This is a genomic window from Promicromonospora sp. NPDC023805, from assembly GCF_040639635.1.
Classification (GTDB): Bacteria; Actinomycetota; Actinomycetes; order Actinomycetales; family Cellulomonadaceae; genus Promicromonospora.
On sequence record NZ_JBFAAH010000032.1, the window covers coordinates 37,857 to 63,100 of the forward strand.

The window sequence follows — 25,244 nt, forward strand, 5'->3', positions numbered from 1 at the left end:
GCCAAGGACCATGCAGTTGCCGCCAGACCAGGCGCGATCCTGGCAGCAACTGCATGGTCACTTTCGGGCTCAGGCGAAACCCCTTGTCAAACCGCCCGGTCCGCCAGTACCTGGGCGAACTGCTCAAGGGACTCCTTGACCGGACCCTCCGGCAGCGGCGCCAGCTCGGTCGAGGCGGCGCGCGCCCACTGGACCGCGAGGTCCCGCGTCTCCGCCAGGACGGCGTGCGCGCGCAGGCGTTCCAGCGCGGCGTTCAGCGCCTCGTCGGACGACAGGTCACCGTCGAGCGTGGCGAGCAGGTCCCGGTCGTCATCCGTGGCGGCGTCCGACGCGACGTGCTGGCGCAGCAGCAGCACGGGCATGGTCGGCACGTGCTCGCGCAGGTCGGTCCCCGGCGTCTTGCCGGAGGTCTCACCGGACGAGGCGACGTCGAGCACGTCGTCGGCGAGCTGGAAGGCGACGCCCACCTTCTCGCCGTACGCGCCAACGGCCTCGATCTGCTCCTTCGGCGCTCCGGCGATCATCGCGCCCAGGCGGGCCGACGCCGACAGCAGCGACGCCGTCTTGTCCGACAGCACCTGGAGGTAGTGAGCCACCTGGTCCTCGCCGTCGTCGGGGCCCATGGTCTCGTGCAGCTGGCCCAGGCACATCCGCTCGAACGTCCTGGACTGCAGGATCACGGCCTCGGGGCCGAGCTCCGCGACACGCGCGGACGCCCGCGCGAACAGCATGTCGCCGACGAGGATCGCCACCGAGTTGCCCCACACCATGTGGGCCGACGGCGCCCCGCGCCGCATGGGCGCGGAGTCCATGACGTCGTCGTGGTACAGCGAGGCGACCTGCGTCAGCTCGACCACCACCGCGGCGTCGACGACGCCGGGCGCGGCGCCGTCACCCAGCTCACCCGTCAGCAGGGTGAGCAGGGGACGGAACCGCTTGCCGCCCGCGTCGATGAGGTGCCGCGAGGCGCCGTCGGCCAGCTTGTCCGCGCTGGCGACGGCCTCGAGGAGCGCGTCGTCGACCCCCGTCAGCCGCTCCGCGAGGCGGGAGGCCAGCTCCGGGTCGGAGATCGGCAGGCCGAGCGCGGTCGGATCGGGCAGGTTCGACGGAGCGGCCGGAGAAGCCGACGCGGAGGTACCCGTCGTCGTCTGGGGCGGCAGCGGTGCGGAGGTCACGGCACGAACTTACTTGCCTGTTCCACCAGAGAGAGAACCGGGGACGGGAAAACGCCAAGAATCACTGTCGCGATCGCGCACACGGCGATGGCCACGGCGGCCGGTCCACGGGACCGGACCACTGTCACCACGACGCGCTGCGCGGTCGTGACCTGGACCTTGGTCAGGGTGGCCGCCGCGGTTCCGCCGGTCACCGCGCTACCGCTGGTCGAGACCTCGGCCTCGCCGGGCTCGGCTCCTGGCGCGGTCTCGACGAGCGCGACCTGCGACTCCGCGGGCTCGTCCTCCGCCCGCTGGAACACCATGACCACCAGGAGCCGCAGGTAGAACGCGACGGCGACCACGGAGGCGAGCACACCGAGGACCGCGAGCCACCACAGGCCGCCCGTCGTGGCACCGGTGAACGCGCCGAACTTGGCGATGAACCCGGCAGTGAGCGGGATGCCCGCCATCGACAGCAGGAAGAGTGCGAAGGCGGCGGTGAGCCACGGGGCCTTGCGGCCCAGCCCTGCCCACTGCGCGATCTCCGTCGCCTCGCCGAGCACCACGCCGTCGTCGCCGACCGGGCCGTTGTCCTCGCCGGACCCCGGCGTGATCCGGCGCTCACGCACCAGCGTGACCACGCCGAACGCGCCGATCGTGGCGATGCCGTAGGCGAGCAGGTAGAAGAGCGTTGACGACTGCACCTGCGAGTTGAAGCCCGCGATGCCCACCAGCAGGAAGCCCGCGTGCGCGATCGACGAGTAGGCCAGCAGGCGCTTGACGTCGGTCTGGACGGACCCGATGACCGTGCCGACGGCCATCGTCAGGACCGCGACCACGACGATCACTATCTGCAGCTGCCGCATGATCTGCGGGTCCACCGCCTGCACGCCGATCGAGATCCGGTACAGCACCTCTACGAGCGCGGCCACTGCCGCCACCTTGGTGCACGCGGCCATGAAGCCGGTGATCGGGGTGGGCGCACCGGTGTAGACGTCGGGCGTCCACGCGTGGAACGGCACTGCGCCGACCTTGAACAGCAGGCCGACCACGACGAGCAGGACGCCGGCGACGAGCAGTACCGTCATCCCCTCCAGCGGCAGGCCGCCCTGCTGCACCTTCTGCGCGATCTCCAGCAGGCGCACCGTGCCGGCGAACCCGTAGATCAGCGCGACGCCGAAGATGAACAGCGCCGAGGCGAACGCGCCAAGCAGGAAGTACTTGGCCGCTGCCTCCTGCGACAGGAGCCGACGCCGGCGCGCCGTCGCGCACAGGACGTACAGCGGGAGCGACAGCACCTCCAGCGCGATGAACATGACTATCAGGTCGTCGGTGGAGGCGAAGAGCATCATGCCGCCCGTCGCGAACAGCAGCAGCGGGTAGATCTCGGTCTGCTCGAGGCCGGAGCGGCGGGCCAGGTCCTCGTACGAGGTGCCGGGCACCGCCGAGGCCGCGGGCGCGAAAGCGTCCTGTCCGGTGGCCGTACGGTCGGCCACCACGAGCACACCCAGGAAGGCCAGCACGGCGATGATGCCCTGCGCGCCGAGCGCGAAGGGTGTGAGGGTCAGGCTGCCCCCGACCACCTGCACGGGCTGCACCACAATCTGCGGCCAGAGGATCGCGATGAACACGAACCCGCCCGCCAGCGCGGCGAGGGTCAGCACTATCTGGGTCACACGGCGGGCCTTTGCAGGCACGAACGCCTCGACGAGCACGCCGACCACGCCCGCGCCCAGCACCACGAGGAGCGGTGCGAGGGCGAGCCAGTCGATCTCGGGTGCCACGAACTCGGTCACTTGTCGCTCCCCATCTGCGTGGCGGCATCCGCCGGTTCGTCGACCGTCGTGAGGGCCACCGACTGCTCGGCCGGCGCGTTCACGTAGGTCAGGGCCAGGCCCGGTACAAGTCCGAGCACCAGCAGTCCGACGACGAGCGGTGCCGCGACGATGCGCTCACGCCTTCCGAGGTCGGGCAGGGCCTCGAGCCCCGCGGCCGGTGCTCCAGTGAAGATCTTCTGGTAGGTCAGCAGCACGTAGACCGCGGCGAGGACCACGCCGGGGATCGCCGCGATCGCCCAGGCCGCCGAGCCGTCCGGAGTCCCGTTGAACGCGCCGATCAGCACCATGATCTCGCTGACGAACGTCGCCAGGCCGGGCAGCGACAGCGTCGCGAGCCCTGCCACCAGGAACGTCCCGGCGAGCACCGGGGTGACCGACCGCAGGCCGCCGTAGTCCGCGATCTTCTGCGACTTCTCCGGGTGCCGGGACACGAGGAACCCGGCCACCAGGAACAGCGCGCCGGTGGCGAGGCCGTGGTTGAGCATCATGAAGCTCGACCCGGCGGTCCCCAGCGGCGTGAAGGTGAAGATGCCCAGGATGATGAAGCCGAAGTGGCTCACCGACGTCCAGCCGACCAGCCGCAGCAGGTCGGTCTGCATGATCGCCATGATCGCGCCGTACAGCACCGAGATCACGGCGAGCGCGATCACGAACGGCGCGGCCCAGCGGGACGCCTCCGGGAACAGCGGGAGGCAGAGGGTCAGCATCCCGAAGGTGCCGACCTTGTCCAGGACACAGATCAGGAGGGTGGACGTGCCAGGGGTGGCGTTCCCCGCGACGTCGGGCAGCCAGCTGTGCACCGGGACCATCGGCGCCTTGATCGCGAAGGCGATGAAGAACCCGACGAACATCAAGCGTTCGGCGGTGGTGCCGAGGTCGACCGCGACGAGCTCGTCCACGAGGAACGCCCGGCTCGGGTCCACGCCGGCGCCGACGCCAAGGAAGTACAGCGCGATGACCGCTGCGAGCATGATGAGCCCGCCGCCCAGGCTGAACATCAGGAACTTGACGGCCGCCTTGCGCCGTCCGGCACCCTGCCCGAACCCGCCGATCAGGAAATAGGCAGGGATCAGCATGGCCTCGAACAGCACGTAGAACAGGAACACGTCACGGGCGCAGAACACCGCGACCATGAACGCCTCGAGCAGCAGCACGAGGCCGACGAACCTGCGCAGGCGCACCTCGTCGCGCCCCTGCTCCTTCCAGGCGGCAAGCAGCACCAGCGGCACGAGCACCACTGCCAGCGCGACGAGCAGCAGGCCGACACCGTCGACGGCCACTGCGTACGAGACGCCGATCTGCGGGATCCACGCGTAGGTCGCGCCGAGCTGGTGCTCGGCGGCGGCGCCCGGGTCGAAGGCGACGAACGTGCCGACGAGCAGCGCCACCTCGACCAGCGAGAACACGAGCGCGATCGGCCGGGCGAGCCCGATGCCGGCGCTCGCCGGGCCAGTGCGGGAGCGGCCGAGCGCGCTCAGACCCACCAGGGCCGCGCCGACCAGCGGCCACGCGATGAGCGCGGTCAGCCAGGGAAACATCTCTCCTCCGATCACTGGGCACCACCGAGGCCGGACACGAGCCATACGACCGCGGCGATCACGAGGACGCCACCCGCCATGCCCGCCGCGTACGAGCGGACGTAGCCGCTCTGCGCCTTCCGGAACACCGCGCCGAACCACGACACGGTCTGGGGCAGGAGGCTCCAGCCGCGGTCGACGACGTCACGGTCGCCTACCTGGACCAGGCGGGCCACCCCGTGCGCCGGCTTCAGCACCAGCGTCTCGTTGGCGGCGTCCTGGTACAGGTCCCTGCGGGCCGCCCGGGTCAGGACGGAGCCGCGCGGCGCCTCCTCCGGCACGAGGCCCATCGCGTACATCCGGAACGCCAGCAGCGCCCCGAGCACCACTACCGTCAAGGTTGCTCCGATGATCACCGGCACCGGGAGCACCGGCTCGTGGTGCTCGGCGTGCCCGACCACCGGCTCCAGCCAGGTGACAAACGTGCCGCCCATGCCGAGCACCAGGCCCAGCGCGGCCGAGCCGACACCGAGGAACACCAGGGGCCACCACATCAGCGGCGAGCCCTCGTGCGGGTGCTGGTTCTCCGTCCAGCGCGGACGGCGTCCGCCGAACGTCATGAAGAACAGGCGGGTCATGTAGAACGCGGTGATCCCGGCGCCGAGCACCGCGACGGTGCCGAACACCCAGGCCCGCCACGGCTGGCCCTCGACGGGCATGAAGGCCGCCTCGATGATCCCGTCCTTCGACCAGAAGCCGGAGAACGGCGGGATACCGAGGATCGCGAGCCAGCCGAGACCCATGGTGATCCACGTGATGGGCAGGAACCGCGACAGGCCGCCGAAGCGCCGCATGTCGGTCTGGTCGTCCATGGCGTGCATCACCGAGCCGGCGCCGAGGAAGAGCCCCGCCTTGAAGAAGCCGTGCGTGAGGAGGTGGAAGATCGCGAACGCGTACCCAGCCGGGCCGAGGCCCGCGGCGAGCATCATGTAGCCGATCTGGGACATCGTGGAGGCGGCCAGCGCCTTCTTGATGTCGTCCTTCGCGGTACCCACCACCGCACCGAACAGCAGGGTCACCGCGCCGACGATCACCACGACGAGCTGCGCCGTCGGGGCGGCCTCGAGGATCGGGCCGGAGCGCACCATGAGGTAGACGCCGGCGGTGACCATCGTGGCGGCGTGGATGAGCGCGGACACCGGCGTCGGGCCGGCCATCGCGTCACCCAGCCAGGCCTGCAGCGGGAACTGCGCCGACTTGCCGCACGCGGCGAGCAGGAGGCACAGGCCGATCGCGGTGGCGGTGCCCTGGGAGAGCGAGCCGACGGCGTCGTCGGACAGGGTGGTCCCGAAGTCCAGTGCACCGGTGTTCGCGAAGAGCAGCGCCATGGCGGCGATGAGCCCCATGTCGCCGATCCGGTTCATGACGAACGCCTTCTTCGCCGCCACCGCGTTCTCCCGGGCGGAGGGCCGCCCCGTGTCCCAGAACCCGATGAGCAGGTAGGACGCCAGGCCCACGCCCTCCCAGCCCACAAAGAGCAGGAGGTAGGAGTCGGCGAGGACCAGCGTCAGCATCGCCGCGACGAACAGGTTCAGGTAGCCGAAGAACCGGCGCCGGTGCGGGTCGTGGTCCATGTAGGCGACCGAGTACACGTGGATGAGCGTGCCCACGAAGGTCACGAGCATCACGAAGGTCATGGACAGCGGGTCCAGCCGGATACCGAGGTCGACGTCCAGGCCGCCCGCGGACAACCACGTCCACAGGTGGTGGTCGACGGAGCGCTCCTCGGGCACCGTGCCGATCATGCGGAACATCAGGATGAAGCCCACGGCGGCGGCGGCGGCCGAGGCCAGCACCCCGAGCCAGTGGCCCCAGCGGTCGGTGGCCTTGCCACCCAGCAGCAGAATCGCTGCGCCGATCAGCGGAAAGCCGACCAGCCAGGGGGCAAGCCCGATCACGTCGTTCACTGTCTCCCCCTCAGCCCTTCAGAAGGTTGACGTCGTCGACAGAAGCCGAGCGGCGGGTGCGGAATATCGTCACGATGATGGCGAGGCCTACGACGACCTCGGCCGCGGCGACGACCATGACGAAGAAGGCGAGTACCTGGCCCGTCAGGTCACCGTGCAGCCTGGCGAAGGTGACGAACGCGAGATTCGTCGCGTTGAGCATGAGCTCCACGCCCATGAACACGACTATCGCGTTGCGGCGCAGCAGCACGGTCGTCGCCCCGATGGCGAAGAGCACGGCAGCCAGGACCACGTAGTTGGTGATGTCCATCAGGCCTCGACCTCCGGTGTGTGCGGCGCCGGCCGCTCCTGCCCGCGGATACGCAGCACGCGCGACACCGACTGCGGCACCTGCTCGCCGTCCGGGCCGAGCGCTGGCGTGTCCATGGCGTTGGACCGGGCGTAGACGCCGGGCGGCGGCAGCGGGGTGAGGACCACGCCGTCGGGCAGCGCCTTGATCCGCGCCTCGGCCACCGAGGCCTGCGTCTGCTTCGGCGCGAGCCGGCGCCGGTGCGTCAGCACCAGCGCGCCGACCGCTGCGGTCACGAGCAGGACGCCCACCGCCTCCATGGCCAGCACGTAGTCGCCGAACAGCACACGCGCCAGTGCCTGCGGGTTGGCGACCCCACCCGGGTCGCCGCCGTTCAGGCCGACGGCGGGCGGGAACGTCGCGTTCGCCACGACCCCGCCGAGGATCGCCGCGAGGCCGATGCCGATGAGCAGGCCGATCCAGCGCTGGCCCCTGATCGTCTCCGTGAGCGAGTCGGACGCGTCGACGCCGACGAGCATCAGCACGAACAGGAACAGCATCATCACGGCGCCCGTGTACACCACCACCTGGACGACGCCGAGGAACGGCGCCTCCTGCGCGATGTACAGGATCGCCATGCTGACCATGACGAACACGAGGCACATCGCCGCGTGCACCGCCCGCTTCACGAACAGCAGGCCGAGGGCGGCGAGGACCATGAGGGGCGCGATCGCCCAGAAGAGGACCGTCTCGCCGCCCGAGATCTCGAGGCCGGTGGGGGTCACGCGTTCACCTCCGTGCCACGGGGCCCACCGGTCAGGTGGGCGCCCGTGTGCGCGCCGGATTCGTCGATGGTCTCGGCGGGGTCGACCCCGGCGTCGGACCGCACGGAACCGACGGCCGCCGCACCGGCGGACTTCTCGGCCACGCCGGGACCCTCGTCCGGGCGCAGCTCGTGCTGCCTCGGCGTGGGCGCCGGGGCCTTGCCCGTCACCACTGCCTCCGCCGCGTCCAGCGTCGGGTCGTCCGGCCGCTGCTCCCGGACCCAGTCGACCTGCGCCGCCGTCGGGCCCAGGACGTCACCGCTGTAGTAGTTCGTGTCCGTGCTGCCCTCGACCATCGGGTGCGGCGCGGCCAGCATGCCCTCGGAGAGCGGGGCCAGGAGGTCCTGCTTCTCGAAGATCATGCCGGCGCGCGTCTTGCCGGCCAGCTCGAAGTCGTTGGTCATCGTCAGCGCGCGTGTGGGGCAGGCCTCGATGCACAGCCCGCAGAAGATGCAGCGCAGGTAGTTGATCTGGTAGACGGCGCCGTACCGCTCGCCGGGGCTCATGTGGGCCCCGTGCGAGTCGTCCGCGTTCACGTCCAGGCCCGCGTTCTGCGGCAGGGCCGCGTTGGACGCGCCCTCCACGTAGATCGCGTCCGCCGGGCACGCCCAGGCGCACAGCTCGCAGCCGATGCACTTCTCCAGCCCGTCGGCGTACCGGTTGAGCTGGTGCCGGCCGTGGAACCGGCGCTGGGTGGGCACCTTCTCGCGCGGGTACTGCTCAGTGACCGTGGGCTTGAACATCGACGACAGCGTCACGCCGAAGCCCGCGACCGGGGCGAACATCTCCCCGATGGGCCCCGGCTGGGGTCGCAGGGGCTGGTACTCACTCGCCTGTCGCTCACTCACCGTGGACCTCCTTTCCGAACCGCTTGGACGGGGGCAGCTTCTCGCCGGGCAGCGGCGGCACCGGGAACCCGCCGGCGAAGGCGTCGACGGGCTCCTTCTCGGCGCCGCCACTCTTGCCGGCGCCCGGTGGCGCTTCCTTCTTCTCGGGCCAGAACCACATGACCGCTATGAAGACGATGGCGGCCCCGACGATCACCGGGATGAACTGCTGGAAGGTGACGCCCTGGATGCGCTGCAGCCACTGCACGACGGCGAGCACGACCACCCAGGCGAGCGCGACCGGGATGAGGACCTTCCAGCCGAACACCATGAACTGGTCGTAGCGCAGGCGCAGCAGCGTGCCGCGCACCCACACGAAGAAGAACATGACCGCCCAGAGCTTCGCGAGGAACCAGATGACGGGCAGCCAGCCCTCGTTGAGGGCACCGCCAAGGAACGCGTCGGGCACCGGTGCGCGCCAGCCGCCCAGGAAGAGCGTGACGCAGACCGCCGAGACGTTGAGCATGTTGATGTACTCCGCCAGGAAGAACCAGGCGAACTTCATCGACGAGTACTCGGTCATGTAGCCCGACACCAGCTCGCCCTCGGCCTCGGGGAGGTCGAACGGCAGGCGGTTGGTCTCGCCGATCATCGAGATCACGTAGATCACGAACGCGGGCGCCAGCGGGATGAACCACCAGATCTGCGTCTGGCTGTCCACGATCTGCGACGTCGACATCGACCCCGCCATGATGAACACGCTGACCAGCGACAGGCCCATCGCGAGCTCGTAGCTGATCACCTGGGCCGTGGAGCGGACGGCGCCGAGCAGCGGGTAGGTCGACCCGGAGGCCCAGCCGCCCAGCACGATGCCGTAGACGCCGAGCGACGCGGCGGCCAGCACGTACAGCACCGCGACGGGGAAGTCGGTGAGCTGCGCCGGGGTGGTCCAGTCGGTCCAGAAGAACGACACGCTCGGCCCGAACGGGATGACGGCGAACACCAGCAGCGAGCAGAACACCGAGATCATCGGCGCCAGCAGGTACACGAACCGGTCGGCCCGCGTGACGGTCAGGTCCTCCTTGAGCAGGAGCTTCATGGCGTCCGCGAGCGACTGCAGCAGGCCGAACGGCCCGTGCCAGTTGGGTCCGGGGCGCACCTGCATGCGCGCGACGACCTTGCGCTCGAACCAGATGGCGAAGAGCACGCTGGTCAGCAGGAACACCACGATCAGCACTGCCTTCACGATGGAGGCCCAGATGGTCTCCTGCGAGAAGTCGGCGCTCACGCCGGGTGCGGCCGCGGCCAGGATCACCGGGTTCATCGGGCGGTTCCTTCCGAGCGATCTGGGACGGCGGCGGCCACCGTGACGGTGACGAGGTCGCCGGCCGACGCGCCGAGCGTGTCGTGCACACGGCAGGTGGCACTGTTGAGCGGCAGCCACACGACGCCGTCGACCATCCCGTCGGTGACCGCTGCGGGGACCTCGACGGCGCCGCGCTTCGTGCTCACGGCGACCCGGTCGCCGTCGGCCACACCGAAGCCCGCAGCGGTGGCGGCGGACATGCGGGCGACCGCCTGCTTGGCCGTGCCGGCGAGGAACTGCTCGCCGTCCTGGCCGCGACCCACGTCGAGCTGGAGCCGCCAGGTGGCGAGCACCGCCTGTCCGAAGCCGACGGCGGGCGGTGCGGTCGGTGCGCCGCCCTGGACCGTCAGGCGGTCGCCGGTCCAGGCGCTGTGCTGCGTCATGGCGATGGAGAGGTGGGCCTCGGCCGGTGAGGCCGCCTGCAGGTCCACACCCAGGTGCTGGGCCAGCACGTGCAGCACGCGGTGGTCGGGCAGGGCGCTCGACTCGAGCGCGGCGCCGAAGGACCGCACACGGCCCTCCCAGTTCCAGTACGAGCCGGCGCGCTCCACGGGCGGCGCGACGGGCAGTACGACGTCGGCCCGCTCGGTCACCTCCGAGGCACGTACCTCGAGGCTCACGACGAACCCGCCGCGCGCCGATGTCGCTTCGAGCGCCGCGCGTGCGGCAGCCGGGTCGGGCAGGTCGGCGAGCTCGACGCCGCCGACGATCGCGCCGCCCAGCGTGCCGTCCGCGAGCGCCGCGAGGATGCCCGAGGTGTCGCGGCCCGGGGTCTCCGGGACCTCGGCGCCCCAGGCCTCGGCGACCTGGGCGCGTGCGGCGGCGTCCGCCACCGGGCGACCGCCCGGCAGCAGGCCGGGCAGCAGGCCGGCCTCGACGCCGCCGCGCTCGCCCGCACGGCGCGGGATCCACGCGAGCCGCGCGCCCGTCGCCTCGGCGAGGCCGACGACGGCCGCGTACGCGCCGCGCGAGCCCGCAAGGCGTTCGCCCACGAGGATCACGGCACCCGGCTGGGCCAGGGCGCTGGTGTCGATGTCGGACGTCGGTGCGTCCGCCGGGGACAGGCCGCCGCCCAGGGTGGTGGTCAGGCTCGTCAGCCACTCGGCCTCGGTGCCGGGTGCGGCAGGCAGGAGCGTGCCGTTCAGGCGGGTCAGCCCGCGCGTCGCGTACGGGGCCACGGAGAAGACCTTCGTCCTCGCCTTACCCATGGCACCCTTGCGCAGCCGCAGGAACGTGATGCCCGCTTCCTCCTCGGCCTCCAGGCCGACGAGCAGAACCGCTGGCGCCTTCTCGAGGTCGCCGAACGTGACGCCCACGCCCGACCCGGCGACGACGTGCGCCAGGAATGCGGCCTCCTCGGCGGAGTGCACGCGCGAACGCTGGTCGACGTCGTTGGTACCGAGCGCCGTACGGGCGAAGCGTGACCAGGCGAAGGCGTCCTCGACGGTGAGCCGGCCGCCCGGCAGCACGCCGACGCCGCCGCTCTGCCTGGCCCTCGCCAGGCCCGCAGCCGCGATCTCCAGGGCCTCCACCCAGGACGCGGGACGAAGCTTCCCGTCCTCCCGGACCAGCGGCGTGGTGATGCGGTCCGCTGCCGACTGCCAGGTGAACGCGAAGCGGTCCTTGTCGGTGATCCACTCCTCGTTGACCACCGGGTCCTCGCCCGAGAGCCGGCGCAGCACCTGGCCGCGACGGTGGTCGATGCGGATCGCGGAGCCGCAGGAGTCGTGCTCGGCGATGCTCTCGGTGCTGACCAGGTCGAACGGGCGCGACCGGAAGCGGTAACCCGCCCCGGTCAGCGCGCCCACCGGGCAGATCTGCACGGTGTTGCCTGAGTAGTAGGACGAGAACGGCCGTCCGGACGTGTCGGTGGTGGCCTCCCCGACCGGGCGGTCCACGGGGCCTACGGGCTCGCCCGCGAACCCGAGCACGCCCTCGTCGAACCGGCCGATCTGCTGGTGCGCGCCGCGGTCCTGCAGCGCGATGAACGCGTCGCCCGCGATCTCCTCGCTGAACCGGGTGCAGCGCTGGCACAGCACGCAGCGCTCGCGGTCGAGCAGGATCTGCGTGGACAGCGCGATCGGCTTGGGGAAGGTGCGCTTGACGTCGACGAACCGCGTGTCGGTGCGGCCGTTCGACATCGCCTGGTTCTGCAGGGGGCACTCGCCACCCTTGTCGCAGACCGGGCAGTCCAGCGGGTGGTTCATGAGCAGCAGCTCCATGACCCCCTGCTGCGCCTTGTCCGCGACGGCGGAGGTGTGCTGCGTCTTGACGATCATGCCGGGCGCGACGGTCATGGTGCACGAGGCCTGCGGCTTCGGCATGGGCCGCACATTGCCCTCGCGGTCCGGCATGGAGACCTCGACGAGGCACTGCCGGCAGGCGCCGGCGGGCGCCAGGAGCGGGTGGTCGCAGAACCGCGGGATCTGGATCCCCGCCTGCTCCGCGGCCCGGATGATCAGCGTGCCCTTCGGGACGCTGACCTCCGTGCCGTCGATGGTGAAGGTGACCAGCTCGACCGGTGCGGCCTCGGTCTTCGGGTTGTTCGTGGTGACGGTCATCGGTGACCTCCGGCGCCGGCGCCCGCGAGGGCAGCCGTCGTCCGTGTCTTGGGGGTGTACGGGAAGAGTGCCGACTTGCTCGGGTCGAACGGGCAGCCGTGGCCGTCGATGTGCGCCTGGTACTCCTCGCGGAACAGCTTGATGCTGGAGGTGATCGGCGAGACGGCGCCGTCGCCCAGCGCGCAGAACGCCTTGCCCAGGATGTTGTCGCACAGGTCGAGCAGCAGCTCGAGGTCGCCGTCCTGGCCCTCGCCGCCCTCGATGCGGTGCAGCACCTGCTTGAGCCAGTAGGTGCCCTCGCGGCACGGGGTGCACTTGCCGCACGACTCGTGCGCGTAGAAGTCGGTCCAGCGGCTCGTCGCCCGGACCACGCACACCGTCTCGTCGAAGATCTGCAGCGCACGCGTGCCGAGCATCGACCCAGCGGCGCCCACCGACTCGTAGTCGAGCGGGACGTCGAGGTGGTCGGCGGTGAAGATCGGCGTCGACGACCCGCCCGGGGTCCAGAACTTCAGCTCGTGCCCCTCGCGGACGCCGCCCGCCAGGTCGAGCAGCTCCCGCAGCGTGATGCCGAGCGGCGCCTCGTACTGGCCGGGCGTGGTGACGTGCCCCGAGAGGGAGAACAGGCCGTGCCCCTGGGACTTCTCGGTGCCCATCGAGGAGAACCAGTCGGCGCCCTTTGCGATGATCGCGGGGACCGATGCGATGGACTCCACGTTGTTCACCACCGTGGGCCGCGCGTACAGGCCGGCGACGGCGGGGAACGGCGGCTTGAGCCGCGGCTGGCCGCGCAGGCCCTCCAGCGAGTCGAGCAGCGCCGTCTCCTCGCCGCAGATGTAGGCGCCCGCCCCTGCGTGCACCGTGACGTCGAGGTTGAAGCCCGAGCCTTGGATGTTCTTGCCCAGGTAGCCCGCCTTGTACGCCTCCTCGACGGCGTTCAGCAGCCGCCGGTAGACGTGCAGCACCTCGCCGCGCACGTAGATGAACGCGTGGTCGCAGCCGATCGCATAGCTGGTGATCGCAACGCCCTCGATCAGGTGCTGCGGGCTGGCGAGCATGAGCGGGATGTCCTTGCAGGTACCCGGCTCGGACTCGTCCGCGTTGACGACCAGGTAGCGCGGACCGCCGTCGGGCTGAGGCAGGAAGCCCCACTTCATGCCCGTGGGGAAGCCCGCACCGCCGCGGCCGCGCAGGCCGGAGTCCTTGACCGCCTGCACCAGGTCGGCGGGCGCCGTCTTCAGGGCCTTCTTGAGGCCCGCGTAGCCGCCGGCGCGCTCATACGTGGCCAGGCGCCAGGACCGGTCCTTGTCCCACGTGTCGGTGAGTACCGGTGTCAGCGTCGCGATGGAAGTCACTTCGCGTCCTCCCCTGGCTTCTTGTCCTTGCCGACCTGGGTGTCCGACGGCGTCACGGGCTGACGCTCGGCGGACGAGCCCGGCTCGCCGGTGATCGTCTCGCCCGGCCGGTCGGTCGTCCCGGGGGCACCGTCCGGCGCCCTCCAGTCGTTCTCGCGGGCGATCCGCAGTCCGGCAAGAGTCGGCGCACCCGCGCCGACACCCTCGTCGGCGCGGCCGTCGTTGAACCCCGCCAGGACCCGGCTCATCTGCTTGAACGAGCACACCGACGCGGCGCCCCGAGTGGGGGCGACGTCCTCGCCGAGGCGCAGCTTGTCCGCGAGCGCCGTCGCCGTCTCGGGCGTCTGGTTGTCGAAGAACTCCCAGTTCACCATCACGACGGGCGCGTAGTCGCAGGCGGCGTTGCACTCGACGCGTTCGAGAGTGATCGCGCCGTCGTCGGTGGTCTCGTCGTGGCCGACGCCGAGGTGCTCGCTCAGCTCGTCGAAGATCGCGTCGCCGCCCATGACCGCGCACAGCGTGTTGGTGCACACGCCGACGGTGTAGGTGCCGTTGGGGTGCCGCTTGTACTGGGTGTAGAAGGTCGCGACGGCGGAGACCTCGGCGGCCGTGATGCCGAGCATCTCGGCGCAGAACAGGATGCCGTCCCGGCTCACGTAGCCGTCGATCGACTGCACGAGGTGCAGCATCGGCAGCAGGCCCGAGCGGGGGTCCGGGTAGCGCGCCATGATCGCCGTGGCGTCGGTGGTCAGCGTGGCCAGGGTCGCAGCGTCGTAGCGGGTCCTGGTGTCCACGGGTTCTGCGGTCATCGGTCCACACCTCCCAGCACGGGGTCCAGGGAGGCGACGGCGACGACGACGTCGGCCACCTGGCCGCCCTCGCACATCACGGACACGCCCTGGAGGTTGTTGAACGAGGGGTCGCGGAAGTGCGCGCGGTAGGGGCGGGTGCCGCCGTCGGACACGACGTGCACGCCGAGCTCCCCGCGCGGGTGCTCCACGGTCTGCCAGGCCTGGCCGACGGGGACGCGGAAGCCCTCGGTGACCAGCTTGAAGTGGTGGATCAGGGCCTCCATGGAGGTGCCCATGATCTTCTTGATGTGCTCAAGGGAGTTGCCCTGGCCGTCGCCGCCGACGGCGAGCTGGGCGGGCCAGGCGATCTTCTTGTCGGCCACCATCACCGGCTCGCCCTCCGTACGGTCGAGCCGCTCCATGGCCTGCTCGACGATCTTGAGCGACTGGTAGCACTCCTCGATGCGGAGCACCACGCGGTCGTAGCAGTCGGCGCCCTTCGCGGTCGGGACGTCGAAGTCGTACGTCTCGTAGCCGCAGTACGGGTTGTCCTTGCGGACGTCGTACGGCAGTCCGGTGGAGCGCAGCACGGGGCCGGTGATCGCGAGCGCCATGCAGCCGGTCAGGTTCAGGACGCCGACGTCGGTCAGGCGCGCCTTGAAGATCGGGTTGGCGAGCATGAGGTCGGTCAGCTGCTTGAGGTAGCCGCGGACGTTCTTCAGGGCCGCGCGGGCCTGGGTGGTGAACCCCTCTGGCGTGTCCACCGCGACCCCGCCGGGGCGGATGTACGCGTGGTTCATGCGCAGACCGGTGACCGCCTCGAACAGGCGCAGGATCTCCTCGCGGGCGGTGAACCCGACGGTCATCACGGTGGTGGCGCCCATCTCGTTGCCGCCGGTGCCGAGACAGACCAGGTGCGAGGCGATCCGGTTGAGCTCCATCATCAGCACGCGGATCACGGAGGCACGCTCAGGCACGTCGTCGGTGATGCCGAGGAGCTTCTCCACCGCCAGGCAGTACGCGGCCTCCTGGAACAGGGGCGCCACGTAGTCCATGCGGGTGCAGAACGTGGTGCCCTGCGTCCACGTCCGGTACTCCATGTTCTTCTCGATGCCCGTGTGCAGGTAGCCGATGCCTGCGCGGGCCTCGGTGACGGTCTCGCCGTCGATCTCCAGCATCAGGCGCAGCACACCGTGCGTCGACGGGTGCTGCGGACCCATGTTGACGACGATCCGCTCCTCGCCGATCGCCTCGCGCGCGATGTCGTCCCAGTCGCCGTCGCCATAGGCCTCGAAGGCGCGGACCGTTGACGACATGTCATCGTTGCCCGCCGGCCGGGTGGCGTGCGGAGCAGCAGTGGGAGCGCTCATGAGTAGCTCCTCCTCGTGTCCGGCGGGGGCACGGTGGCCCCCTTGTACTCGACGGGGATGCCGCCGAGCGGGTAGTCCTTGCGCTGCGGGTGGCCCACCCAGTCGTCCGGCATCTCGATGCGGGTCAGGGCGGGGTGGCCGTCGAAGACGATCCCGAAGAAGTCGAACGTCTCGCGCTCGTGCCAGTCGTTGGACGGGTACACGGAGGTGGTCGACGGGATGTGCGGGTCGTCGTCCGGTGCGGCGACCTCGAGCCGCAGGCGGCGCGAGTGCGTGATCGAGGCCAGGTGGTAGACCGCGTGCAGCTCCCGGCCGGCGTCGTGCGGGTAGTGCACGCCGCTCACGCCGAGCGACAGCTCGAACCGCAGGTCCTGGTCGTCCCGCAGCGCCTGGCAGACGGCGACGATGTGCTCGCGGGCGACGTCGATCGTCAGCTCCGCCTGCTGGGCGTCGGCGCTCGCGGCGCCGTGCAGTTCCACGACGACCTTCTCGATCGCCTGCTCCGGCGCCACACCGGCGTCGGTCAGCACCTCGGTCAGGACGTCGACCACCTGGTCGAACCAGCTCCCGTACGGCCGGGCCGATGCCGCGGGCATCGCGATCGGGGTGATCAGGCCGCCGTACCCGGAGGTGTCGCCGGAACCGCCCGCGCCGAACATGCCGCGCTTGACCTCGACGAGCTCGAGCGTGGCGGCGCCCTCGGGCGGCTGGACCGCACTTCCGGCCACGGCCTTCTGGTCGCCGCCGGGCGTGACGTCGCTCATCGCAGCAGACCCTTCATCTCGAAGGTCGGCGTGGCCTCCATGGCGGCCGCCTCGGCGGCCCGCGCGGCCTCGATGCGGTTCACGCCCAGCGGCGCCTTCTGGATCTGGTCGTGCAGCCCGAGGATCGCGTTGATCAGCATCTCCGGCCGCGGCGGACAGCCGGGCAGGTAGATGTCGACAGGGATCACGTGGTCCACGCCCTGGACGATCGCGTAGTTGTTGAACATCCCGCCCGACGACGCGCACACACCCATCGAGAGCACCCACTTGGGCTCGCTCATCTGGTCGTACACCTGGCGCACCACCGGGGCCATCTTCTGGCTCACGCGTCCCGCCACGATCATCAGGTCGGCCTGCCGCGGCGACGCACGGAAGACCTCCATGCCGAACCGCGAGAGGTCGAACCGCGACGCACCCGCCGCCATCATCTCGATGGCGCAGCAGGCCAGGCCGAACGTGACCGGCCACACCGAAGCCTTGCGCAGGTACCCGGCGAGATCCTCGATCGTCGTCAGCAGGAAACCTGACGGCGCTTCCTCGACACCCATGTCTCCTCCTTGCTGCCGGGACCCGCCCGGCGTCGCTGCACGACGCCGTCAGGCGCCGCACATGAAAGTCGTCAGCCTGCTCAGACCCAGTCGAAACCGCCACGGCGCCACTCGTAGACGAACGGCACGGTGATCAACGCCAGGAACGCCAGCATCGCCACCAGCCCGAACGTCGCGAGCGTCGTGAAGTCCACGGCCCACGGGTAGAGGAAGACCACCTCGATGTCGAAGACGATGAATGTCATCGCCACCAGGTAGTACTTGATCGGCAGCCGCCCGCCGCCCACAGCGTGCGGCGTCGGCTCGATGCCGCACTCGTAGGAGTCGAGCTTGGCGCGGTTGTAACGCTTGGGACCGATGATCGCGCTCGCGGCGACACCACCGAGCGCCAGGACGGCGCCGATCGCCATGAGGATCAGGATCGGTACGTAGGGGTTCATGCTGTGCCCTTCGTGGACGACTTGCCCTTCGGATGCGTGATGCGCTGCGTGCGGCTGCTCATGAGCGGGGTACCACCCTGGTCAGACCCGCGATGACGCGGTCCACCCAGTCGCCGCCCTGCGGTTCGTAGCAGTCGGACAGGAGCTTGAGCGTGAACTGCATGACCACCTTGCGGGGCAGCCCGTAGCGGACGCAGAGCCGCATGATCTCCGGGTGCTCGATGAGCCGCACGAACCAGCGGCCCAACGTGTAGTAGCCGCCGAGATCGTCGCGCATCCGGTCCGCGTACGTGCCGAGCGTGGCCTCGCGGGCCCCGTCGGTGCTCTTGTGGCGCGCCTGGCTGATCGCCTCCGCGGCGACCCGGCCGGCCTGCAGCCCGTAGGCGATGCCCTCGCCGTTGAACGGGCTCACCATGCCGGCGGAGTCGCCGGCCAGGAGCACACCGTCCGCGTACAGCGGGCCGCGGTTGTAGCCCATGGGCAGCGCAGCGCCGCGGATCGGGCCGCGCTCCGGCTCGTGCACCAGGTCCCAGCCCTCCGGCGCGCTCTTGGCCAGCCAGGTCTCCATGAGACGCCGGTAGTCGATACCCGCCTTTGACTGGCGCGCGGGCGTGGAGTGCACGCTGCCGAGGCCCACGTTCACCGTGCCGTCGCCGAGCGGGAAGATCCAGCCGTAACCCGGCAGCAGGTCGCTCTTGCCCGGCTCGCCGTCCCACAGCTCGAGGTGCGACTCCATGAACGGGTCGTCGTGGCGCGGCGTGCGGTAGTAGGCGCGGACGGCGGTCCCCATGGGCCGGTCGTCGCGGCGCTCCCGCCCGATCGCGAGCGAGAAGCGTGAGCTGACGCCGTCGGCCGCCACGACCACCGGGGCGCGGAGCTCCTTGACCGGGCCTTCGGCGCGGCCCCGGGTGTCGAGCGGCTGGACGGTCACGCCGACCACGCGGCCGCCGTCGTCGTCCCGGAGCGGGCCGGTGACCTTGGTGCGCTGCAGGAGCTTGGCGCCGCTCGCCTGCGCATGCTGGGCAAGGGTCTGGTCCAGCGTCATGCGGGACTTCGCCATGCCGTAGCCGGGGTAGGTCGTGAGGCTCGGCCAGTCGAGCTCGTAGGAGCGGCCACCGCCGTGGACGCGCAGGCCGCGGTTGCGGATCCAGCCGTCGTCCTCGCGGGTGGGGACGCCCATGCGGACCAGCTCGGCCACGGCACGCGGCGTCAGGCCGTCGCCGCAGATCTTGTCCCGCGGAAACTCGCCCTTTTCCAGGAGCAGCACATCGAGACCCGCGGCCGCGCACCAGTGCGCCGTGGACGAGCCGGCCGGACCGGCGCCCACCACGATGACATCCGCGTCGTCGCGTCTTGCAGTTCGCACGTTCACCCCCGTTGGGAACCCGCAGCTGGTCGTTGCTGACCTCGCCGTGCGGGGTTCGACCGGGCTTCGTGACAAGCCCTTGTGAACCCTGTCACAACACCGACACCCTAGCCACACTTAGGGGGGATTGTGTAGGAAGGTTCCCCTTACTTTGCCGGGGTGCCGGACTGCGTCCCAGAGGGGGTCAGACCGGGCGGACCGCCCGGTGCAGCGCGACGATGCCGCCGGACACGTTGCGGTAGGCCGCGTGCTCCCAGCCGGCCTCGAGCATCAGGTGGGCCAGCTCGACCTGGGTGTGCCAGGTGCGGATGGACTCGGCGAGGTAGTCGTACGAGCCCTTCTCGCGGGTCACGAGGTTCGCCACCACGGGCAGCGCGCGCATCAGGTACTCCTGGTAGACCACCCGGAACGGCTTCCACGTCGGCGTGGAGAACTCGCAGATCACCACGCGACCACCGGGCCGGACGACGCGCAGCATCTCGCGCAGCGCCACGTCCGTGTCCGCCACGTTCCGCAGGCCGAAGCTGATGGTCACCGCGTCGAAGGACGCGTCGGCGAACGGCAGCCGCATCGCGTCCCCTGCGACGAACGGCAGGTCCGGCCGACGCTCCTTGCCGACCTGCAGCATGCCGATCGAGAAGTCGGACGGGACCACGAACGCGCCGTCGGCGGCGAAGGGTTCGCTGCTGGTCCCGGTACCCGCGGCGAGGTCGAGCACGCGCTCGCCGGGCATCGCGGCGACCGCGTCGACCGTGAGGCGACGCCAGCGCCGGTCCTGACCCAGGGAGATCAGGTCGTTGGTCAGGTCGTAGCGGGCGGCGATCCCGTCGAACATCGACGCGACCTCGGCCGGCTTCTTTTCCAGGCTTGCGCGGGACATGCAGCCATCGTTTCACGACCCCGGACGGCGCCGCGGCATCCCGAACCCGCCGTCCGCCCACCCTGCCCTGTGTGACGTCTCCCACGGGATGTGGGGCCGATCCGTCCGCCGACCTATCCTGAGGAAGATGATCGTCTCGCCTGCCGGACGCACCCCCGGTGCACCCACCGGCTTCTCCGTGTCCGGCACCTGGGTCACCGATGCGCCGCCCCCGTCCGACGAGTCGCCGCGCGGCGCGCCCGGCGGTCCCCAGCTCGTGGTCCGCACCGTCGCGGTCGACGACCTGCCCGATACGCCGACCGCGCTCGTCGACCGCCTCCCCGACACCAACGCGCTCGCCTGGGTGCGGCACGGCGACGGGCTCGTGGGCTGGGGCGAGGCGCTGCGGTTCGAGACGTTCGGCCCCGGCCGCTTCGCCGACGCCGACGACGCCTGGCGCCAGGTGCTCGACCGCGCCGTCGTGCACGACGACGTGGCCCTGCCCGGGAGCGGACTGGTCGCGTTCGGCAGCTTCGCGTTCGACGACGTCACCCCGGGCGACGAGTCCGAGGACCCCACACGCGCGAGCGGGGTGCTGATCGTGCCGCGCGTCGTCGTCGGCCGGAAGGGCGACCGGGCCTGGACGACCACGATCTCCCTCGTGGGCGACCGCTCCGCGCCCGTGGGTGAGGAGCTGCTGTCCGCCTACCCGCACCAGCCCGTCACCGATCCGGGCAAGGTGGTCCTGGCCGACGGCGCCGTGGGCGCGGCGGACTGGCCGGCCGTGGTCGCCGAGGGCGTGGCCCGGATCCAGACCGGCGAGCTGGAGAAGGTGGTGCTCGCGCGCGACGTCGTCGCCACGGCAGAGCACCCGGTCGACACACGCCACCTGCTCGGCCGGCTCGCGTCCGCTTACGACGCCTGCTGGGCGTTCAGCGTGGACGGCATGGTCGGCGCGACGCCGGAGCTCCTGGTCCGCAGCGAGAAGGGTCTGGTGGCGTCGCGCGTGCTGGCGGGCACCATCAGCCGCGAGCACGGACCCGGCTCGCCGGCGGTCCCCGCCGACGCCGACCTGCTGCACGCCGCCAAGCTGGCCCGCTCGTCGAAGGACCTGGAGGAGCACGAGTTCGCGGTGCGTTCCGTGGCCGCCGCGCTGGAGCCGTTCTGCTCCTCGATGAACGTGCCGGAGGCGCCGTTCGTGCTGCACCTGCCGAACGTCATGCACCTGGCCACCGACGTGACGGGCGTGCTGACCGACCAGAGCCCGGCGTCGGGCCTGCGGCCGTCGTCGCTCTCGCTGGCGGCGGCGCTGCACCCGAGCGCCGCCGTCTGCGGTACGCCGACCACCGCCGCGCGCAGCCTCATCCGGGAGATCGAGGGCCTGGACCGGGCCCGGTACGCCGGGCCGGTGGGCTGGGTGGGCGCCGACGGCGACGGCGAGTGGGGCATCGCCCTGCGGTCCGCCGAGATCTCGACGACGGACCGGCACCACATCCGCCTCTTCGCGGGCTGCGGCATAGTAGCGGCGTCTGACCCCCAGGCAGAACTGGCGGAATCGGAGGCGAAGCTAGAACCGATGCGCTACGCCCTGGGCGCGACCCCTTAGCCCGTTGAGTGCTGGATATTTGTCCTCTCGAAACGGTTCGAGAGGACAAATATCCAGCACTCAACGGATCAGGGGGTGCCGGCCGTTGGGCCGCTTCCGATCGGGTCCGTCTTGTCGCCCCAGACCTGCTCGCGGAAGCCGTCCCACACCTGGACGTTCGACGTCGCGCCGAGGAAACCCATCCGTGCGTCCGTGGCGGTCAGCAGGATCTCGATGAGCGAGGCGCCCTCGAGCACCTTCGTGGCCACCTCCAGGAGGTCCTGGCCGTCGGGCAGGTTCGCGTGGATCGACGACACGTACATGTGCGCGTCACCCTCGAGCGAGACGAAGTTCGCCCGGGTGTCCGTGCCCGCCGTCGTGCCGTGGTCGTAGGCGTACGACTTGAGCCAGAAGCCGTCGACGACGACCTTGTCGGCCGAGATCTTGATCGCGTCCCGCCGCTCGCCGGCGCCCTTGACCGGCACGTTCGCCAGGCCGATGCCGTTGATGCCGGTGAGCGGGATGGTCAGGTCCCGGCTCTCCAGGTCGGCGGGGACGGAGAAGACCGAACCATCCTCCTTGGCCCCGCACTGGCCCGGCAGGTCGACGTTCAGGTCGTACTTGCCGCCGAAGCTCACCTTGACGCAGGTGCCGAGCTCGGTATGGAGCGCTTCCTCGATGGTCTCCTGCGGGTCGACCTCGCCGCAGGGATCGGACGGCGCGCTGTCCCCCGCCTCGGGCGGCACCTCGCCGTCCTGCGTCGGCTCCTCGCACTCGGGCTTGTCGTCGCCCGCGCCGGTGCCGCCGTCAGCCGGGTCGCCTGAGCCGGTGTCGCCGTCGGCCGGGCCGGATCCGCCGCCCGTGACGTCGTCCACCGCGTCGCCGACCGGGTCATCGGTCCCGCCGTCTCCCGGGTCGGAAGTGCCCGGGTCGGAGCCGCTCGGCGACGGGGTGGGCGTGGCCGACGGGTCCGCCGGGTCTTCGTCACACGCACCGAAGACCACGCACCAGAACGAGTCGTCCTGCTTGGTCTGGGCGTCCGACGTCGACGCGGGCATGCTCATGCCACCGACCGCCATCGCGCCCGCCACCACTACCGCGGCGGACTTCTGGGACAGTGCGCGCAGCGCTGTGCTGAGCGAGTCCGCGCGCGGGATCGCCTCCGTGTCCGGGGCGGGCCCGGCCGCCGGTGCGTCGTCCTCCGCCTTCGCGTCCCCCGCCTCCGCTGCCTCGTCCGCGTCCGGAGCGTCGTCCGCGGCGCGCGGCTCGGCGGGGTCTGCCGTGCCGTCGGCCTCTGCATCCGCCTCGGCGTCCTCCTCCGGAGGCGCCCAGGACACGACGATGACGCCGCCGATCACCCCGAGCAGGAACCCCACGACCCAGCCGCCGAGGTTCACTCCTGCGATCGAGTAGACGGAGATCACCAGTGCGATCACGCCGTAGAAGATCCGGTGCACGGGCTGCGCGATCGACAGGATCCCCAGCAGGATCAGCGCGAGCGGGAGGATCGTCGCCTGGGAGCCCTCGACCCCGAACTGCAGCACGACGTTCATCCCGAGCTGGTCCAGCTTGATCGGGCCGGACAGAAGCATCTCGAGACCAGCGAGCGCTACCAGCACACCCCCGACGAACGGCCGCTGCTTGCGCCAGGGACGGAAGTCCCGGCGCCAGTCAGCAAGCTTCGTGCGAAGTCCGGGGCGGCCGGCGTCGGCCGGGCCGTCACCCGGACCTAGAAGCACTCGGTGCCGTCCGTGATCTTGAGGCTGAGGTCCGTCAGCTGGAAGACGGCGGCCTGCGTGCTCCACGACACCTGCTGGAGACCGTCGATGTCGATCGAGTCGGAGTCCATGGCGAAGTCGCCGGCGTCACCCTTCTTGGTCGTGTTGACGGTGGAGGCGTCGACGCCGATCCGGATGTTCTTGAAGACCGCGGTACCCGACAGGTCGTTCATGCCGATCTGCAGATCGGTCGCGAGCGCGGGCTTGTCCTTGGCGGTGCCCGCCGAGATGAGGAGGCCGACCTTGCCGAGCGGCGTGTCCTGCACTACCGACTGGCACAGGTTGTAGAGCTTCGCGTCCTTGATGTTCGCGATGGCGGCGGGGTGCTCCGTACCGTCGGAGGCGGTCGCCACGCCCGCGTACTGCGAGAAGCCGGTGCCCACGAGCTGGTCGGCGCCGATCTTGAACTGGCTGCCGGAGATCGCGAACGAGACGGGCACCGCGCCCTGAGCAACCCCACCGAGCAGAAAGCTGGCGGCGATCGCGACCGGGATGACTGCCAGAGCCACGCGCCCCTTGCGCGACCCCGTGAGCTTGCTGAGCTTCATTGGTGTTCCCCTCGATGCCAATGTGAGGACGACTACGCCGTCGTCCCGTCGCGACGTTAGCGCGATTACTGAGTAAGCGTCAATTGTCTGCTGAGAGCGCCGCAAAGCATGCCGGATATGCTCGAACCATGGCAACAGCCCGTCGCACCCGACTTCGCCCGGAGGAACGCCGCAACCAGCTCGTGGCACTGGGAGTGGCCACTCTTGCGGACCGACCCCTGGCCGACGTGACCGTCGAGGAGATCGCCGCCGAAGCCGGTGTCTCGACGGGTCTCGTCTACTACTACTTCGGCTCCAAGAACGGCCTGCACCACGAGATCGTGCGCCGCGCGCGGGACTCGATGCTGCACGCCTCCGAGCCCCTCGCGGAGCTTCCGCCGGCCGAGCGCCTGACCAGCACGCTGACCCGGCTCGTCGCCTACGTACGGGAGCACGGCCCGACCTTCTACTCGCTGGTCCGTGGTGCGGCGAGCGGTGACGAGGAGGTCCGCGCGGTCATCGAGGACGCGCGGCGGGAGCAGACGGAGCGCGCCCTCGCCGTCCTCCTGGAGCTGGGGGTGCCCGAGTCGGAGCTCCTGCGCATCGCGGTCCGTTCCTGGGTGGCCCTCGCCGAGCAGGCGCTGGTCGACGGCGGCATCAACTCCGACCTCGGCGACGAGGAGCTCGTCGGCTACCTCGAGCGCAGCCTCGGCGGCGTCGTCGCCGCCGTCGTGCCTGGCGCCTCGGAGGCGCTGTTCGGGGTCCCGTCGGCGCGCTGACGATGCCCGCGCCCCGGCCGGGGTTCCGCCCGGGGCGCTCCCGTCACAGCGCCTTGACCATGAGCATGCAGGGGTTGTCGGCCCAGAGGTCGGGAAACTCCTCGACCGGATGGAAGCCGCAGGCCGTGTAGAAGGCGCGGGTCCGGTCGAAGTCCGGGTCGGACGCCGAAGGCCCGAACGTCTTCACGCTCAGCAGGCGCACACCCTGGGCCCGGAGGTCGTCCTCCACGCGCCGCATGAGGGTGCGCCCGATGCCCCCGCGGTGGTGCTTGCGCCGGACGGCGAGCAGGTGCACCTCCGCGGACGTCGGGTATCGCTGGTCGACGAGCAGCACGCCGAGCACGTCCTCGGACGGGATCTTGCCGCCGTCGGCCCCGATCGCGGGCGCCGGGGCGCCGGGCGCGGCTCCGGGAGGCGCGGCTTCGGGCGCGGCGACCGCCACATAGTTGGGGAACTTGGCCGCCGCCTCTACGTACTCGTGCGTAAACCGGTCAATGCCGAACCATTCCGGCAGCTCCCCGAGGATGTCGTGCGCGGCATCCGATCGGCCAAGGGTCCTGACCACGGTAAACGTCCCAGACACGCGGCCTAATTTAGACCGGACGAGCCGGGTTCACCCGCTGAACGCGAATACGCCGAAGTAGAGCTCTGGCGAGATAGAAGTGGGGGGGGGGGGGGGGCCCAGGCCCGGGGAGGAAAACGGCCCGCCGAGCTTGGCGGCAGGTCGGTGGAGGGG

22 protein-coding genes are annotated in these 25,244 nt (G+C 70.8%); 2 read left to right on the forward strand and 20 right to left on the reverse strand.

The genetic code is table 11. The features are described 5' to 3' along the window. Nucleotides 1-86 precede the first annotated feature (86 nt). The 17 genes from AB0F70_RS24160 to AB0F70_RS24240 form a co-directional block, all read right to left on the reverse strand. Nucleotides 87-1,175: a polyprenyl synthetase family protein gene (locus AB0F70_RS24160; protein WP_357454588.1), complete on the reverse strand. Its 1,089-nt coding sequence runs from the start codon at nucleotides 1,173-1,175 to the stop codon at nucleotides 87-89. Further along, complete coding sequence (nuoN, locus tag AB0F70_RS24165; RefSeq protein WP_357454591.1) at nucleotides 1,172-2,953, reverse strand: NADH-quinone oxidoreductase subunit NuoN; 1,782 nt, start codon at nucleotides 2,951-2,953, stop codon at nucleotides 1,172-1,174. The genes AB0F70_RS24160 and nuoN overlap by 4 nt, the downstream gene beginning before the upstream one ends. Beyond that, the gene (locus AB0F70_RS24170) at nucleotides 2,950-4,533 is read right to left on the reverse strand and encodes an NADH-quinone oxidoreductase subunit M (RefSeq protein ID WP_357454595.1); all 1,584 of its coding nucleotides are present in this window, start codon (nucleotides 4,531-4,533) and stop codon (nucleotides 2,950-2,952) included. The genes nuoN and AB0F70_RS24170 overlap by 4 nt, the downstream gene beginning before the upstream one ends. Before the next feature lie 11 nt (nucleotides 4,534-4,544). Then, nucleotides 4,545-6,470, reverse strand: coding sequence for an NADH-quinone oxidoreductase subunit L (gene nuoL, locus AB0F70_RS24175; RefSeq protein ID WP_357454641.1), 1,926 nt, complete (start codon nucleotides 6,468-6,470; stop codon nucleotides 4,545-4,547). Nucleotides 6,471-6,489: 19 nt separating this feature from the next. Then, nucleotides 6,490-6,789, reverse strand: coding sequence for an NADH-quinone oxidoreductase subunit NuoK (gene nuoK, locus AB0F70_RS24180; RefSeq protein WP_116673522.1), 300 nt, complete (start codon nucleotides 6,787-6,789; stop codon nucleotides 6,490-6,492). Next, nucleotides 6,789-7,553, reverse strand: coding sequence for an NADH-quinone oxidoreductase subunit J (locus tag AB0F70_RS24185; RefSeq protein ID WP_357454599.1), 765 nt, complete (start codon nucleotides 7,551-7,553; stop codon nucleotides 6,789-6,791). The genes nuoK and AB0F70_RS24185 overlap by 1 nt, the downstream gene beginning before the upstream one ends. Beyond that, entirely contained in the window at nucleotides 7,550-8,377 is an 828-nt protein-coding gene (gene nuoI, locus AB0F70_RS24190; protein ID WP_357454644.1) for an NADH-quinone oxidoreductase subunit NuoI, read from the reverse strand. Before nuoI ends, AB0F70_RS24185 begins: the two co-directional genes overlap by 4 nt. A 55-nt stretch (nucleotides 8,378-8,432) precedes the next feature. Further along, nucleotides 8,433-9,743, reverse strand: coding sequence for an NADH-quinone oxidoreductase subunit NuoH (gene nuoH / locus AB0F70_RS24195; RefSeq protein WP_357454602.1), 1,311 nt, complete (start codon nucleotides 9,741-9,743; stop codon nucleotides 8,433-8,435). Beyond that, entirely contained in the window at nucleotides 9,740-12,346 is a 2,607-nt protein-coding gene (locus AB0F70_RS24200; RefSeq protein ID WP_357454605.1) for an NADH-quinone oxidoreductase subunit G, read from the reverse strand. Before AB0F70_RS24200 ends, nuoH begins: the two co-directional genes overlap by 4 nt. Continuing rightward, the gene (nuoF, locus tag AB0F70_RS24205; RefSeq protein WP_357454647.1) at nucleotides 12,343-13,692 is read right to left on the reverse strand and encodes an NADH-quinone oxidoreductase subunit NuoF; all 1,350 of its coding nucleotides are present in this window, start codon (nucleotides 13,690-13,692) and stop codon (nucleotides 12,343-12,345) included. Before nuoF ends, AB0F70_RS24200 begins: the two co-directional genes overlap by 4 nt. Nucleotides 13,693-13,697: 5 nt before the next feature. Further along, a complete protein-coding gene (nuoE, locus tag AB0F70_RS24210) occupies nucleotides 13,698-14,510 on the reverse strand; it encodes an NADH-quinone oxidoreductase subunit NuoE (RefSeq protein WP_357454608.1) in 813 nt (270 codons plus the stop codon). After that, the gene (locus tag AB0F70_RS24215) at nucleotides 14,507-15,862 is read right to left on the reverse strand and encodes an NADH-quinone oxidoreductase subunit D (protein WP_357454611.1); all 1,356 of its coding nucleotides are present in this window, start codon (nucleotides 15,860-15,862) and stop codon (nucleotides 14,507-14,509) included. The genes nuoE and AB0F70_RS24215 overlap by 4 nt, the downstream gene beginning before the upstream one ends. Continuing rightward, nucleotides 15,859-16,626, reverse strand: a complete 768-nt coding sequence (locus AB0F70_RS24220) for an NADH-quinone oxidoreductase subunit C (RefSeq protein ID WP_357454614.1) — start codon at nucleotides 16,624-16,626, stop codon at nucleotides 15,859-15,861. The genes AB0F70_RS24215 and AB0F70_RS24220 overlap by 4 nt, the downstream gene beginning before the upstream one ends. After that, nucleotides 16,623-17,174 carry an NADH-quinone oxidoreductase subunit B family protein gene (locus AB0F70_RS24225; protein ID WP_357454617.1) on the reverse strand — a complete coding sequence of 184 codons (552 nt, stop codon included), beginning with the start codon at nucleotides 17,172-17,174 and terminating at the stop codon, nucleotides 16,623-16,625. Before AB0F70_RS24225 ends, AB0F70_RS24220 begins: the two co-directional genes overlap by 4 nt. 80 nt (nucleotides 17,175-17,254) lie before the next feature. Then, entirely contained in the window at nucleotides 17,255-17,614 is a 360-nt protein-coding gene (locus tag AB0F70_RS24230) for an NADH-quinone oxidoreductase subunit A (RefSeq protein ID WP_020016036.1), read from the reverse strand. Nucleotides 17,615-17,672: 58 nt separating this feature from the next. After that, a complete protein-coding gene (locus AB0F70_RS24235) occupies nucleotides 17,673-18,980 on the reverse strand; it encodes a geranylgeranyl reductase family protein (RefSeq protein WP_357454621.1) in 1,308 nt (435 codons plus the stop codon). A 184-nt stretch (nucleotides 18,981-19,164) separates the two neighbouring features. Then, a complete protein-coding gene (locus AB0F70_RS24240) occupies nucleotides 19,165-19,860 on the reverse strand; it encodes a demethylmenaquinone methyltransferase (protein WP_357454624.1) in 696 nt (231 codons plus the stop codon). 127 nt (nucleotides 19,861-19,987) lie between these two features. On the opposite strand from AB0F70_RS24240, the gene AB0F70_RS24245 reads away from it, so the two are divergent. Next, nucleotides 19,988-21,445, forward strand: coding sequence for an isochorismate synthase (locus tag AB0F70_RS24245; RefSeq protein WP_357454627.1), 1,458 nt, complete (start codon nucleotides 19,988-19,990; stop codon nucleotides 21,443-21,445). Nucleotides 21,446-21,513: 68 nt separating this feature from the next. Here the strand turns inward: AB0F70_RS24245 and AB0F70_RS24250 are convergent, their stop codons facing one another. Together AB0F70_RS24250 and AB0F70_RS24255 are read right to left on the reverse strand one after the other, a co-directional pair. Next, nucleotides 21,514-23,163 carry a DUF6114 domain-containing protein gene (locus tag AB0F70_RS24250; protein ID WP_357454630.1) on the reverse strand — a complete coding sequence of 550 codons (1,650 nt, stop codon included), beginning with the start codon at nucleotides 23,161-23,163 and terminating at the stop codon, nucleotides 21,514-21,516. Continuing rightward, nucleotides 23,154-23,750 (reverse strand): DUF6230 family protein, encoded by a 597-nt coding sequence (locus tag AB0F70_RS24255; protein WP_357454633.1) that lies wholly within the window; start codon nucleotides 23,748-23,750, stop codon nucleotides 23,154-23,156. Before AB0F70_RS24255 ends, AB0F70_RS24250 begins: the two co-directional genes overlap by 10 nt. A 128-nt stretch (nucleotides 23,751-23,878) precedes the next feature. On the opposite strand from AB0F70_RS24255, the gene AB0F70_RS24260 reads away from it, so the two are divergent. Then, on the forward strand, nucleotides 23,879-24,508 hold the full coding sequence (locus AB0F70_RS24260) for a TetR/AcrR family transcriptional regulator (RefSeq protein ID WP_357454636.1): 630 nt from the start codon (nucleotides 23,879-23,881) through the stop codon (nucleotides 24,506-24,508). Nucleotides 24,509-24,551: 43 nt separating this feature from the next. Here AB0F70_RS24260 and AB0F70_RS24265 read toward each other — a convergent pair whose 3' ends face one another. Further along, the gene (locus tag AB0F70_RS24265) at nucleotides 24,552-25,091 is read right to left on the reverse strand and encodes a GNAT family N-acetyltransferase (RefSeq protein ID WP_357454639.1); all 540 of its coding nucleotides are present in this window, start codon (nucleotides 25,089-25,091) and stop codon (nucleotides 24,552-24,554) included. Between the last annotated feature and the right edge of the window lie 153 nt (nucleotides 25,092-25,244).